At 75.5% G+C, this 12,216-nt stretch carries 10 protein-coding genes, 1 tRNA gene and 1 pseudogene; 4 read left to right on the top strand and 8 right to left on the bottom strand.

The genetic code is table 11. The annotated features are described in order from the left end of the window. Nucleotides 1–192 precede the first annotated feature (192 nt). Nucleotides 193–1,452: a helix-turn-helix domain-containing protein gene (locus ACFP3U_RS20835; RefSeq protein ID WP_380227104.1), complete on the bottom strand. Its 1,260-nt coding sequence runs from the start codon at nucleotides 1,450–1,452 to the stop codon at nucleotides 193–195. Between the two features lie 222 nt (nucleotides 1,453–1,674). Here ACFP3U_RS20835 and ACFP3U_RS20830 point away from each other — a divergent pair. Together ACFP3U_RS20830 and ACFP3U_RS20825 are read left to right on the top strand one after the other, a co-directional pair. Next, nucleotides 1,675–2,220 (top strand): annotated as a pseudogene (locus tag ACFP3U_RS20830) (hydrolase); the annotation flags it as partial. Nucleotides 2,221–2,291: 71 nt separating this feature from the next. Further along, nucleotides 2,292–2,723: a DoxX family protein gene (locus ACFP3U_RS20825; RefSeq protein ID WP_380227132.1), complete on the top strand. Its 432-nt coding sequence runs from the start codon at nucleotides 2,292–2,294 to the stop codon at nucleotides 2,721–2,723. Here the strand turns inward: ACFP3U_RS20825 and ACFP3U_RS20820 are convergent. From ACFP3U_RS20820 to ACFP3U_RS20805, 4 genes are all read right to left on the bottom strand, one after another. Continuing rightward, nucleotides 2,660–3,643, bottom strand: a complete 984-nt coding sequence (locus tag ACFP3U_RS20820) for an AraC-like ligand-binding domain-containing protein (protein ID WP_380227103.1) — start codon at nucleotides 3,641–3,643, stop codon at nucleotides 2,660–2,662. The two genes, ACFP3U_RS20825 and ACFP3U_RS20820, sit on opposite strands and share 64 nt — an antisense overlap. Before the next feature lie 46 nt (nucleotides 3,644–3,689). Further along, a complete protein-coding gene (locus tag ACFP3U_RS20815; RefSeq protein WP_380227102.1) occupies nucleotides 3,690–4,718 on the bottom strand; it encodes an alpha/beta hydrolase in 1,029 nt (342 codons plus the stop codon). 157 nt (nucleotides 4,719–4,875) lie between these two features. Beyond that, nucleotides 4,876–5,874, bottom strand: a complete 999-nt coding sequence (locus ACFP3U_RS20810) for an AraC-like ligand-binding domain-containing protein (protein ID WP_417466417.1) — start codon at nucleotides 5,872–5,874, stop codon at nucleotides 4,876–4,878. Nucleotides 5,875–6,031: 157 nt separating this feature from the next. Continuing rightward, entirely contained in the window at nucleotides 6,032–8,830 is a 2,799-nt protein-coding gene (locus ACFP3U_RS20805; protein ID WP_380227100.1) for an AAA family ATPase, read from the bottom strand. 164 nt (nucleotides 8,831–8,994) lie between these two features. On the opposite strand from ACFP3U_RS20805, the gene ACFP3U_RS20800 reads away from it, so the two are divergent. Both ACFP3U_RS20800 and ACFP3U_RS20795 read left to right on the top strand, forming a co-directional pair. Then, nucleotides 8,995–9,068: transfer RNA gene (locus ACFP3U_RS20800), tRNA-Met, on the top strand. A gap of 101 nt (nucleotides 9,069–9,169) precedes the next feature. Further along, the gene (locus tag ACFP3U_RS20795; protein WP_380227099.1) at nucleotides 9,170–10,099 is read left to right on the top strand and encodes a serine hydrolase; all 930 of its coding nucleotides are present in this window, start codon (nucleotides 9,170–9,172) and stop codon (nucleotides 10,097–10,099) included. A 48-nt stretch (nucleotides 10,100–10,147) separates the two neighbouring features. On the opposite strand, the gene ACFP3U_RS20790 is transcribed toward ACFP3U_RS20795, so the two are convergent. The 3 genes from ACFP3U_RS20790 to ACFP3U_RS20780 all read right to left on the bottom strand — a co-directional run bounded on the left by ACFP3U_RS20790 (nucleotide 10,148) and on the right by ACFP3U_RS20780 (nucleotide 12,191). Beyond that, the gene (locus ACFP3U_RS20790; RefSeq protein WP_380227098.1) at nucleotides 10,148–10,453 is read right to left on the bottom strand and encodes a cupin domain-containing protein; all 306 of its coding nucleotides are present in this window, start codon (nucleotides 10,451–10,453) and stop codon (nucleotides 10,148–10,150) included. Between the two features lie 170 nt (nucleotides 10,454–10,623). Continuing rightward, nucleotides 10,624–11,775 carry a serine hydrolase domain-containing protein gene (locus ACFP3U_RS20785; protein ID WP_380227097.1) on the bottom strand — a complete coding sequence of 384 codons (1,152 nt, stop codon included), beginning with the start codon at nucleotides 11,773–11,775 and terminating at the stop codon, nucleotides 10,624–10,626. A gap of 248 nt (nucleotides 11,776–12,023) precedes the next feature. Further along, entirely contained in the window at nucleotides 12,024–12,191 is a 168-nt protein-coding gene (locus ACFP3U_RS20780) for a hypothetical protein (protein WP_380227096.1), read from the bottom strand. Nucleotides 12,192–12,216: the final 25 nt, after the last annotated feature.

The following is a 12,216-nucleotide window of genomic DNA, read 5'->3' as shown; positions in this document are numbered from 1 at the left end:
GCGGCTCCAACTGGTTCACGGCGCAAACCCTCTGTAGTCGGTGGGTGGTGGGGAGTCCGGCCGGCGGTGCCGGCAACCGGCTCGCCCGGCCTGGAACAGAACGCTAGGGAGGATCCGGCGGCCGGACCGGCAGCTCACCCGGCAAGTGACGGGCAGTATCGGTCCGGGGCAGGTGGATCAGGGCAGGCGGTCTCAGCCCGCCGCCGCCAGCACCGGGTACACCCCGGCCGCCCCGCACAGCCGCCGGCAGAGGTTCAGCACGGTGAACCGGACCCCGTCGCGGGCCGGCACGCTGCGGATCAGCCCGCTGGCCAGCAGCTCGTGCACGGCGGCCAGCGACTCCTGCGGCGGCCGTCCGCTCAGCTCGACGGCGTCCTCGCCCGACCAGTCCCCCGGCTCGGCCGCCAGCCGCTCCAGCAGGTCGCGCTGGCGCAGCGTCAGCCGGTCCAGCGCCGCGTCCAGCGCCTCGCCGACGTCCCCCCGCCCGCCGAAGCCGGCCGGCGGCGGCCCCAGGTGGAACGGCCCGTCGGCCATCCGCGCCACCAGCTGGCGCGGCGAGAGCACCGTCGACCAGCCGGCGGCCAGCTCCAGGGCGCCCGGCAGCCCGTCCAGCTGCCGGCAGAGCGCGGCCACCGCGGGCGCCTCCTCGGGCTCCAGCCGGTACCCGGGGCGCAGCCGGCGCAGGTGCGAGAGCAGCAGCCGGACGGCGCCCACCTCGGCGAGCGCGGCCGGGTCGTGGTCGAGTTCGGGCCCGGGGGTGGGCAGCGGGGCGAGCGGGACGACCTGGCCGCCGGGCAGCGGCTGGGGCACCCGGGCGGTGATCAGCACGCGCAGGCCGGGGCAGCGCTGGAACAGCTCGTCCAGCAGGGCGGTCTCCACGCCCGCGTCGGCGCCGTCCAGGACCAGCAGGGTGGGGCGGCTGCCGATCGCCCTGACCAGCTCGGCGCGGCGCTCGGGGCCCATGCCGGGCTGGCGCGCCCAGTCGGTCCAGCGGACCGACCAGCGGGCCGTCAGGTGCAGCCGGCGGGCCACCTCCAGCACCAGCCGGGTCTTGCCGACCCCGCCGAGGCCGGCCACGGTGACCAGCCGGTCGCCGTGCACGGCGAGGGCCTCGGTCAGCACGTCGACCTCCGCCTCCCGGCCGACGATCGCGGCGCGGGCGACCGGGGGTGCGGTCGGCTCCTCGCGCAGCTCCTCGGCGAGCGCCTGGCGGCGCGCGGCCGCCTCGAACACCGAGCGGTTGCTGCCCTCCAGCCGCAGCGCGTCGGCCAGCAGCCGGACCGTCTCCTGCCGGGGGCGCTGCACCCGTCCGCTCTCCATGTCGCGGATCGCCCGGACGCTCAGTGTCGCGTGGTCGGCGAGCACCTGCTGGGTCAGGCCGATGCGCTCGCGCCGGATCCTGAGCAGCTCGCCGAAGCCCGCCGTCGACTGCAGGGTGTGAACGCCGTCCATGCTCCGTCCGCCTTCCGTGGGTTGGCCATGTGCCGGGGACCAGGGGCCCGGGGCCCGCCGTGCGGCGGAACCGGGGGCGGTGCCGAACGGTGGTGACCGTCGGACCGGGTTCCCCCCTGAGGCTGATCGTGCACGGCTCGGCTCTACGGGCGATCAACGGCCGATCACCGCAGGTTCACGACACCTCCCCATCGTCCACGAACCCTCCCGGCCCGAAAGGAGAACCGGGCCGCGATCATCAACGCCACCGTCGGCCTCGCCAAGGCCGCCAAGGCCTTCGACGTGACCGCCGTGCTCACCACCGTCGCCGCCGAGTCCTTCTCCGGCCCGATCCTGCCGCAGCTGGGCGCGGTCTTCCCGGACGCGAAGATCATCGACCGCACCTCGATGAACGCCTGGGAGGACCCGGCGCTGGTCGAGGCGGTCAAGGCCACCGGGCGCGGCAAGGTCGTCATCGCCGGTCTCTGGACCGAGGTCTGCCTGGTCCTGCCGGTGCTGTCGATGCTCGACCAGGGCTACGAGGTCTACGTGGTCACCGACGCCTCCAGCGGTGTCTCCCCGCAGGCCCACGAGCACGCGATCCAGCGGATGACGCAGGCCGGCGCGGTGCCCGTCACCTGGGTCCAGGTGCTGCTTGAGCTCCAGCGCGACTGGGCCCGCGGCGAGACCTACGGCGCCGTCATGGAGATCGTCAAGGAGCACGCCGGCGCCTACGGCCTCGGGGTCGTCTACGCGCAGTCCGTCATCGGCGAGCACGCCGCCGGCTGAGCCGGCTCCGCACCGGCCGCACACCGCAACCAAGAGCAGGACAGGAACGGAACACGATGGATCAGGACACGTTGGACACCGGACTGCTGATCCTCCGGGTGGTGGTGGGCCTGCTCGTCGCCGGGCACGGCGTCCAGAAGGTGAGTCACCGCCTGGGCGGCAACGGCCTGGCGGGCGGGACGGAGGAGTTCCGGCACGACGGCTTCCGCGGCGGGACCCTCACCGCCCTCGCCGCAGGCGCCGGGCAGGTCGGCTCCGGCCTGTTCCTGGCCCTGGGCGCGCTCACGCCCCTGGCGGCCATGGTCGCCATGGGCGTGATGACGGTCGCGATGACCGTCAAGCTCCCGCACGGCCTCTGGGTGCAGGACGACGGCTACGAGTACCCGCTGGTCCTGGTGGTGGTCGCGGGGGCGCTCGCCCCCACCGTTCCGGCTGCGCGCTACCGCCCCGGCACCGCGACCGGTCCCGCGCCGGCCTGCCACTCGCGCGGGGAGACCCCGTAGGCCGCCCGGAAGGACCGGCTGAAGTGGCTGGCGCTGACGAAGCCCCAGCGGGCCGCGACCGCACCCACCGTCGCCCTGCCCGTCGCCCGGCCCGCCGCCGGGCGGCCCAGGTCGCGCCGGCACATGTCGAGCCGCTGCCGCTGGATCCAGCGGGCCACCGTCACCCCCTCGAAGCGGAACAGCTTGTGCAGGTGCCGCACCGACACGTGGTGGGCGGCCGCGATCCGCTCCGGCGAGAGGTCCTGGTCGCCGAGGTGGCGCAGGATGTGGTCCTTGACCCGGGCGAGCGTGGCCAGCGCCGTCTCGGGCGCCTCCGGTACCGACCGGCCGCGCCGTTCGTGGGCGAGCGCCGCGAGCAGGGAGAGCGCCGTGGTGGCGAGCCAGGCCGCCTGCCGCGGCTCCATCGAGCCGGCCGACCGGGCGAGGCGGTCCACGTACGCGGCCACCAGCCGGGCGGTGCCGTCACCGGCGTCGAAGGCCGTCGCGGTGAGCACCCGCAGGTCCTCCTCGGACACGCCCACGGCCGACCGGGGCCAGTGCAGGGCGGTGAAGTCGAACGGCTCGGGCAGCTCCTTGGCGAACGGCCGCGCGGCGTCCGAGATCGCGAAGGTGCCCGGCCGCAGTTCGAGCCGCAGCCCGTGATGCTCCTGCCGTGAGGTGCCGCGGTGCTGGAGCGCCAGGGTGAGGCGGTCCTCCCCGCCCCGGGCGATCAGGCCCGCGGTGCGCTCGACCCGCTGCGGGCCGGCCTGCACCCGGGAGACCTGGACGGCGCCCAGCGCGTGGCTGACGATGACGGCCCGGGACGGGACGGACTCCAGCAGGGCCACGTCCAGCGGGATGAAGGTCCGGCTGACGGCCTCGTGCCAGAACTCGGCGCGCTCGGCCGGCGGCACCTCGGCGGTGTCGAGAACGACGGACATCACGACTCCTCGGGCGTAGTAGAGGTGGGTGGGAGAACGGGGGCCGTCACCAGGCCCGGCGGTGCAGCGCGACGTGCACGGTGTCGACGACCTGGATCAGCGCGGCGCGGGACGTCCCGGTGGGGCAGTACGCGTCGAGCAGCAGGAAGCCGTGCACCGCGCCCTGGTAGCGCGTCGCCACCACCGGCACCCCGGCCGCGCGGAGCCTGGCCGCGTAGGCCTCGCCCTCGTCCCGCAGCACGTCCGCCTCGGCGGTGACCACCAGCGCCGGGGGCAGTCCGGCGAGCTGCTCCAGCGAGGCGCGCAGCGGCGCGGCGGTCGCCTCGCGCCGCCGGTCGGGCTCGGGCAGGTACTCGTCCCAGAACCGGCGCATGTGGTCGCGGTGCAGGAAGTACCCGGTGGCGAACCGGCGGTAGGACGGGGTGTCGAAGTCCGCGTCGGTGACCGGGCAGAGCAGCACCTGGTGGAGCAGCCGGACGTCGCCGTGCTCGCGGGCGCGCAGGGTCAGCGCGGCCACCAGGTTGGCCCCCGCCGAGTCGCCGACGGCGGCCATCCGCCGCCCCGCCAGGCCCAGTTCACGGCCGTGCGCGTGGATCCACCGGGCCACCGCGTGGCACTGCTCGACGGCCACCGGGTAGCGGGCGGCGGGCGACCGCGCGTAGTCCACGTAGACCACGGCGGCGTCGGCGCCGAGGGCGAGCTCGCGGACCAGCCGGTCGTAGTGGCCGGCCTCGCCGGGCGACCAGCCGAGGCCCGGCAGGAACAGCACCACGGGGCACGGTTCGGCGGCGCCGACCGGTCTGGTCACCCGGACGCGGACGCGCCCGGTCGGTCCGCAGGGCAGCGCGAACCACTCGGTCGTGGTGTCGTACGGGTCGTCCGGGTCCTGGTGCTCCTGGTGGTCAGTGTCCGGTCCGCCGTCCGGGGCGGGTCCGGGGCCGAGGAGGGAGAGGTCCGGCGGGTCCGGCGCGGTCCGGCCGGCCCGCTCGGCCCGGGCGCTCCAGGCGTCCAGGAACTCCTGGAGCGCCCGGTCGAGGACGGGCCGGCGGTCGTGGGCGGGCGTGGGGTCGGACAACTCGGTACTCCTGGCTTCGATCGGTGGGCGCCGGCCACGGGTGGGTGGGTGCTCCGCTCGCGACGGTACGGCCCGGACGGCGGCCGCACTGGTCCGAGCGCGCACGTTTCCGGCGTCCGGCCGGGCGGGCGTCCGAGCCCGCGGTGCGGCGGTCGCGTCAGCCGGCCTCGCGCGTCCCCGGCCCCGTCCCCGTCCCGCGCCCCGGCCCGCGCCATTCGCTCGGCGGGACGCCGTACGCGGCGCGGAAGGTCCGGCTGAAGTGCGCCGGGTTGACGAACCCCCAGCGCTGGGCGACCGCCGACACCGTGGGCGCCGTCCGGCCGCGCCGGGCCAGTTCGCGGGCGCACGCCTCCAGCCGGCGCTGCTGGACCAGCCGGCCCACCGTCACCCCCTCGCCCTCGAAGAGCCGGTGCAGGTACCGGACGGAGATGTGGTGGGCCTGCGCGATCCGGTCCGGCCCCAGCTCCGGATCGCCCAGGTGGCGCTCGATGTAAGCCCGCACCCGGCGGACCAGGTGGGCGTTCGGGGTGTCCGGGCCGTCGTCCGCCGCCCGTCCGGCCACGAGCTGGGCGACCAGCGTGCTCAGCAGGTCGGCGACGCTGCCGGCCAGCCGGTCGCCGACCGGTGCGGGGTAGGTGGCGGCGGAGGCCGCGAGCACATCCAGGAACGGCAGGAGCACCGGCCCGCACCCCTCCGCGGGGTCGACCGCCGTCGCCGACGCGTGCCGCAGCTCGCGCTCCGGCACCCCGAGCAGCCGGCGCGGCAGGTGGAACAGGTGGGTGCGGAAGCGTTCCGGGTAGTGGACGGCGTACGGGCGCGCCGTGTCGTACAGGACGAGCCCGCCGGCCGCCACCTCCGCCCGCCGCCCGTCCTGCTCCAGCACGGCCCGGCCCGCGACCTGCACCCCGACGCCGACCTGCGGCTCGCTGCGCGGGGCGCGCGCGATCAGCGCGGCCGTGCGGGAGACCCGGGCGGCGTCCGCCTCCAGGGTCGAGACCCGTACGTAGCCGAGCCGGTGGGAGACCAGGAGCCCCTCGAAGGGCCGCGGGGTGAGCGGGCGCACCTCCACCGGCACCAGCGTCCGGGAGACCGCGCCGCTCAGGAACGCCGCCTTCTCGCCGTCCGGGACCGACGCGGTCGTCACTCGCACACCCATCTGACCGCCACCCTTCGCTCGAAGCCTGCGCAGCCAGCCTGACCGACGGGCGGAGGGGGTCGTTAGGTCATCTGACTGCCCTCTCGGGCCGTCTCCGGCTGCCCGATAGGTCACCGTCCCGGTCGGCGGGCCGGTCGGTGGGGCAGGCGGGACCGCGTCAGCCGGCGTCGGTGCCGGGCTCCTGGCCGAGGGCGTGCGCGAGGGCGGCCCGGGAGGTGATCCCCAGCTTCGGGAAGATCTTGTACAGGTGGGCGGCGACCGTCCGGGGCGACAGCTGGAGCTGCCGGCCGATCTCCTTGTTGGTCAGCCCGGTCGCGGCCAGCCGGGCGATCCGCAGCTCCTGGGCGGTCAGGCCGGACGGCTCCGCGGCCGGTCCGCGCTGCTGCTGGACCACCGCGTCGCCCGCGGCCCGCAGCTCCTCCTCGCAGCGCAGCGCCCATGGCTCCGCCGCCAGCCGGCGGAACACGTGGTGGGCCGCGCGCAGCACCTCCCGGGCGCCCGCGCGGTGCCGCCGGCGCAGCCAGGAGCCGTGGGCGAGCCGGAGCCGGGCGAGGTCGAACGCCCACCGTTCGGCGCCCGGCACCGCGTACGCCGCGCGGTAGGCGGCCTCGGCCCCGTCGTCCTCGGCGGCCACCGCGGTCGCCGCCGCCACCAGGAAGGCGTGCCGGCCGGAGATCCCCGCCGAGCCGCCCGCCCGGGCCGCCGCCAGGTGGGCCAGCGCCTCCTCGCGCCGGCCGGTGTGCACGGCGGCGGTCACCAGGTCGAGGACCAGCGCGTGCCGCCAGGGCTGGCCGCCGGGCAGCCGCCCCGGCGGGGTGAGCTCGCAGAAGTGCCCGTACGCCTCCTCGTGGCGCCCGTGGGCGAGCGCGGCCAGCCCGCGCAGATGAGTCAGGCGGTCGAGGACGAACCGCATCCGGGCCCGGGCGGCGACCGGCCCGATCGTCCGGGCGATCTCCTCCAGCCCGGCCTCGTCGCCCCGGCCCGCCAGGAAGTGCGCGTAGTACTGGCGGAACATCAGGCCGTTGGTGTGGTAGCCGAGTTCGTCCGCGATCTCGGCCTCGCGCAGGCATATCTCGGCCCGCTCCCAGTGGCCGAGCAGGAAGTCCTGGTGGCTCTTGGCCTTCGCCACCGAGCCCTGGGTGGCGTAGCCGTGCAGACCGGTGAAGCGCTGCCAGAGGTCGTCCTCGGGGCAGTCGAGTGCGGCGGCCGGCCACAGCAGCAGCCAGGCCGCGCCGGCCTCCTGCTCCTCCGTCATGCCCTCGGCGACGGCCAGCAGCGCCTCGCCCACGCCCGGGCCCGGGTCCGTCCAGGCCCGCAGGCAGAGCCGGCCGGCCTCGGAGACGGCGTCCCGGTGCCGGTGCAGGGCCCGCCAGGCCCACGGGTCGTCGGTGTAGCTGGCGGCCAGCAGCAGCTTGAAGAAGACCTGTTCGACCAGCCCGCCGAAGGTGTCGGCGCCCGGCGCGGCGAGGGTGTCGAGGGCGGTGGGCAGCAGCGCCGCCGAGGAGGCGAAGTCGATGTGGTGGCTCTGGTCCGCGTACACCACCGCGTAGGCGAACAGCGGCGCGACGTCCGACGGCACCGTGCCCGCCTTCAGCTCCTCCACCAGGGCCGCGGTGTGGCGCAGCTGCCCGCCGCGGGCGGCCATCACGGCCGCCCAGGTGAGCCGGCGGACGCGGTCGGCGGAGTCGGGGCTGAGCGCGGCGGCGCGTTCCAGCAGCAGCGCGCCCTCCGCGTCGCCGCCGCGCCGCGCGAGGTCGCGGCCGGCCTCCTGGAGCCGGTGCGCGAGGTCCTCGTCCGGCAGCAGGGCGGCCGCCGCCTCGTGGACCAGCCGCCCGGGTTCGCCCGGGGCGAGCGCCCCGGCCAGGGCGCGGTGGGCCTCCCGGCGGGCGGCGTCGGAGGCCGCGGACACCACGGCCGTGCGCGCCAGCGGGTGCCGGAACACCAGCTGCCCGGCCGGGTCGAGCCGGGCGAGGCCTGCGTCCTCGATCCGCTCCAGGCTCGCCCGGACGTCGTCGCCCGGGATCCGCTCCAGGCTCCCCCGGACGTCGCCGCCCGCGACGGCGCGCAGCCACACCCCGCTGGTCAGGTCCGGGCCGGTGGCGAGGGCGCCGAGCAGCAGCAGCCGGCCGGCCTCCGGGGTCAGCGCGGCCAGCCGTTCGGCGAACAGCCGCTCCAGCCGGCTCCCCAGCGGCAGCCGGTCGGGCAGCGGGGCGACCCCGCGCTGCTGGGCGGCGGCCAGCTGGCGCGGCAGCTCCACCAGCGCCAGCGGGTTGCCGTCCGCCTCGGCCAGCACCCGGTCCCGGGTGGTCGCGGCCAGTTCGGGGTAGCGGGTGCCGAGCAGCGTGGCCGCGTCCGCCTGCGGCAGCGCCCGGACGTCGACGGTCTCGGCCTGCCAGGTCCGGTCCGCCGGGCCGTCCGGCCGGGTGGCGCCGACGATCACCAGCGGCAGGTCGGCGCAGCGCCGGTGCAGGAAGCCGAGGACGGTCGCGCTGGAGGAGTCGATCCAGTGCAGGTCGTCCAGGAGCAGCAGCACGGGGGCGGTGCGCACCGCCTCGTCGAGCAGGGCGAGCGCGGCGGCGCCGACGGCGAAGCCGCTGGGGGTGCCGGAACGGCCGCCGAAGGCGCTCTCCAGGGCGTCGCGCTGGTGCGGCGAGAGGGCGTCGGAACGCTGGAGCAGCGACCAGAGCGCCTGGTGGAGGGCGCCGAACGCGAGGTCGGTCTCGGCCTCCGCGCCGACCGCCCGCAGCACGGTGAACCCGCGCTCGCGGGCCGCGCGCTCCACCCGGGCGAGCAGGGTGCTCTTGCCGACGCCGGCCTCGCCGCGCAGCAGCACCGTGGCACCGCCCGTGGCGCCCGCGCCGCCCGCCCTGCCCACAGCCCGGTCCAGGGCGGCGGTCAGCAGGTCCGTCTCGCGCCGCCGCCCCACCAGGGCCGGGTCCTGCCTGTCGTGCGCCACGCTCTTCCGATTCGTCTTGGGCCGGCCGGCCCGCTCCCGGGGCACCCAAGGTTATCCCCTGCCGAGGGGGACGCTCCGGCCGCCGTCGACCTCCCTCACCGGCTCGGGCGGAATCCATTGATTCGCCTTCGACCGGTTGGATCCTGTACAGTTCAGTTTACCGACGCGGGGTGGAGCAGCTCGGTAGCTCGCTGGGCTCATAACCCAGAGGTCGCAGGTTCAAATCCTGTCCCCGCTACTCAGTAGCACCGAAGGCCCGGAGGATCCGTCCTCCGGGCCTTCGGCGTTCCCGGGTTCGGCCGTTGGGTTCGGGCGCCGTGGGCCCTAGGGTCGTGGGCCATGACGATACGAAGCGTCTCCCGGGCAAGAGTGCTGGTACCCGTCTGCCTCCTCGTCGCCGCGGGGGCCGTGGTGGCCGTGCTGCAGGAGCGGTCCGGCGGTGTCGGGAGCAGCCCGCGGATGTCCGTCGTGGTGTCCGACACGACCTCCTCCGTCCCGGCCGTCGCCACCGCCACCCCCGCCGTCACCCCCGTCGCCGTCCCCACTGCGTCGGCCCTGGGCGCCGACGCCGCGTTGCGCAGTGCCGTCGACGGGGCGGGCGGCACAGTCTCGGTGGCGATCGCCGACCTGGGCACCGGGCGGTCGCTCACCTACGGCGGGTCCGGCCACGGCTTCGCCACCGCCAGCATCGTCAAGGTCGACATACTCTCCGCCCTGCTGCTCCAGGCCCAGGACGACGGCACCAGGCTGACGGATTCCCAGCGCGACCTCGCCGCCACGATGATCGAGAACAGCGACAACGACGCCGCGACCGCCCTCTGGGACGCGATCGGCGGGGAGACGGGCCTGAACTCCGCCAACGCGCGGTTCGGACTGACCTCCACCGAGGCCGGCGAGGGCGGCTACTGGGGCCTCACCTCGTCCACCGCCGACGACCAACTCCGGCTGCTGCGCCAGGTGTTCACCGGCGAGTCGCTGCTCACACCCGTCTCGCGCGCCTACGTCCAGGAGTTGCTCGACCAGGTGGAGGACGACCAGCGCTGGGGCGTGGGCGCGGCGGCGAGCAACGGCGGGTTCACGGTGAAGAACGGCTGGCTGCCCAGGGACACGGACGACCTGTGGGTGATGAACAGCATCGGCCGGGTCGAGCGGGACGGGCACGAGCTGCTGATCGCCGTGGTCTCGGACGGCAATCCGAGCGAGGCGGAGGGGACGGCCCTGGTGGAGTCGGTGGCCCGTTCGGCGGCCGAGGCGCTGGAGGGAGCCTAGGTTCCGCTACTCCTCTACGCCGCTACCCCTCTCCCCCCCTCTGCCCCTCTATTCCTCGGGCACCTCCACGATCAGCAGCGCGCCCCGGCTGCCCGGGAGGACGGCGTGCCGGACGCCCGCCGCGACCCGGTACAGCTCACCGGGCCCGACCGTCACCTCCACCCCGTCCACGAGCAGTTCGAGGCGGCCGTGGAGCACGAGCAGCACCTCCGGGGTGTCGTGGGACTCCACGGGCAGCGGCCGTCCGTCCATCCGCAGGATCTTCACGGCGGCCGTGCCGACCTGCTCCAACACCTCGGACTCCCAAGGGGTTTGCAGCGCGGACGCGGCCTCGGGCAGGGCGATCGGGTTCATGGCATACCTCCCGGCGGACCCGGCCCGCCGGGAGGCAGGTCGGGTCCGCGACGCGTTCGAAGGGGGACGGAGCTGGACGCTACCCGAGCCGGCGGGCCCGTTGGTCGACCGTTTGGTAAAGCCTCGCGCCGACCGGCCGTTCCCCTCTGTTCAGCTCTGTTCAGCTCTGTTCAGCGGCACAGCGCCGCGTCCACCACGCCCTCCAACTGCCGCGCGACCGCCTTGTCGGGCGCCTGGACGTTCATCGTGACGGTGGCGGCCCGGCCGTCCTCGGTGACGCCGACCCGGGTCTCGTAGCCCGGGATGCTGCCGCCGTGACCCCAGTACACGCCGCCGCAGGACAGCGGCGTGCTCACCAGCCCCAGCCCGTACCGCGTCCCCGCCACGAAGGGCTCCCCGGCGGGGATCGTGGCGCGCATCTCGGCGAGCTGCTCCGGCGGCAGGAGCGCGCCGTTCAACAGCCCGGTGAAGAACCGGTTCAGATCGGCGGGGGTGGAGACCAGTTGGCCGGCCGCCCAGGCCCAGGACGGGTCCGTCTCCGTGACGTCGACGAGCGGCGTGCCCGCCGACTCCCGGTAGTAGCCCCGGGGGTGGGCCTCGCGGATCGTCGCGTCGCCCGGCGCGGGGAAGTAGGTGTGTCGCAGGCCCAGCGGCCGGACGATCCGCCGGTCGATCTCCTCGGCGAGGGTCCGGTGGGTCACCGCCTCGACGATCAGCCCGGCGAGCACGTAGTTCGTGTTGCTGTACGCCCACACCTTGCCGGGCTCCGACTCCCCCGGGTAGCGGAGCGCGATGTCCACCAGTTCGCGCGGCTGGTAGAGCCGGACGTCGTCGCCGAGGTGGAGGGTGTAGTTGGGCAGTCCGCTGGTCTGCTGGAGCAGGTGGCGGACGGTGATCCGGTTGCCGTCGATCCTGTCCCCGTGGACCACGCCCGGCAGGTACGTCTCCACCGACGCGTCCAGGTCGACCTTGCCCCGGGCGACGAGTTGCAGCACGAGTACGGCGGTGAACGTCTTGGTGTTGCTGCCGACCCGCACCTGACCGTCCCTCGGCACCGCCGCACCCGTCGCGACGTCCCCCACGCCGGCGGTGTACCCACGGGTCCGGCCGTCCAGCGACCGGACGCTGCCCAGCACCCCGGGCGCGACGCCGTCGGCCACCAGCGCGTTCATCCGCTGCTGGACGACGTCCCGCCCGGAGGCGGCGACGGCGGAGGGCACGGCCAGCACCCCGGCCGCCAGGGCGCCGACCGTGACGGCGACGGCGGCCGCGACGGCCTTCCGCCGGAGGGTGCGGAACGGCTGCGGGGTGGGTGAGTTCACGGAGCTTCTCCTGTGGTGGCGCGAGTGCGGTGTGCTGGTGATCCCACAAGATCACTCACCCTGACGAACCGTCGTCCGCACGCCGGAGGAGCGTTTCGTCCGCCCCGTGGTCCCGTAGACCCGTGTGCGATCGTCCTACGGGCGTACACGACCGACGGCGCGGAGTGGGAAGTCGGCTCCGTCGACTTCCCACTCCGCGCCGCATTCGCTCACGGCCCGTCAGGGCGCGGTGGCCACCCCTCGTCCTGTCAGAGGGGCTTGACGATCGTGTGGGTGATGATCTGCCCCTGGATCTGCTTGGTTTCGAGCCTCTGGTTGCCGACCGGCTGGACGGCCTTGATGGTTGTCGGCCGGGCGGTGGCCTTCTCGGCGGCGGGCTCGTCGGCGGCGGGCTCGGTGGTCTGGTCGTCGGACATGGAGGTCTCCTTCTGTCGTACCCGG

Origin of the sequence: Kitasatospora misakiensis, from assembly GCF_042656005.1 — a bacterium.
GTDB lineage: Bacteria > Actinomycetota > Actinomycetes > Streptomycetales > Streptomycetaceae > Kitasatospora > Kitasatospora misakiensis.
This window is presented reverse-complemented; position numbering and strand designations above follow the sequence as displayed.

Coding starts and splice junctions, on each gene's coding strand:
- ACFP3U_RS20780 (WP_380227096.1), bottom strand. CDS start 12,191: ATGTCCGACGACCAGACCACCGAGCCCGCCGCCGACGAGCCCGCCGCC.
- ACFP3U_RS20795 (WP_380227099.1), top strand. CDS start 9,170: ATGACGATACGAAGCGTCTCCCGGGCAAGAGTGCTGGTACCCGTCTGC.
- ACFP3U_RS20790 (WP_380227098.1), bottom strand. CDS start 10,453: ATGAACCCGATCGCCCTGCCCGAGGCCGCGTCCGCGCTGCAAACCCCT.
- ACFP3U_RS20810 (WP_417466417.1), bottom strand. CDS start 5,874: ATGGGTGTGCGAGTGACGACCGCGTCGGTCCCGGACGGCGAGAAGGCG.
- ACFP3U_RS20835 (WP_380227104.1), bottom strand. CDS start 1,452: ATGGACGGCGTTCACACCCTGCAGTCGACGGCGGGCTTCGGCGAGCTG.
- ACFP3U_RS20820 (WP_380227103.1), bottom strand. CDS start 3,643: ATGTCCGTCGTTCTCGACACCGCCGAGGTGCCGCCGGCCGAGCGCGCC.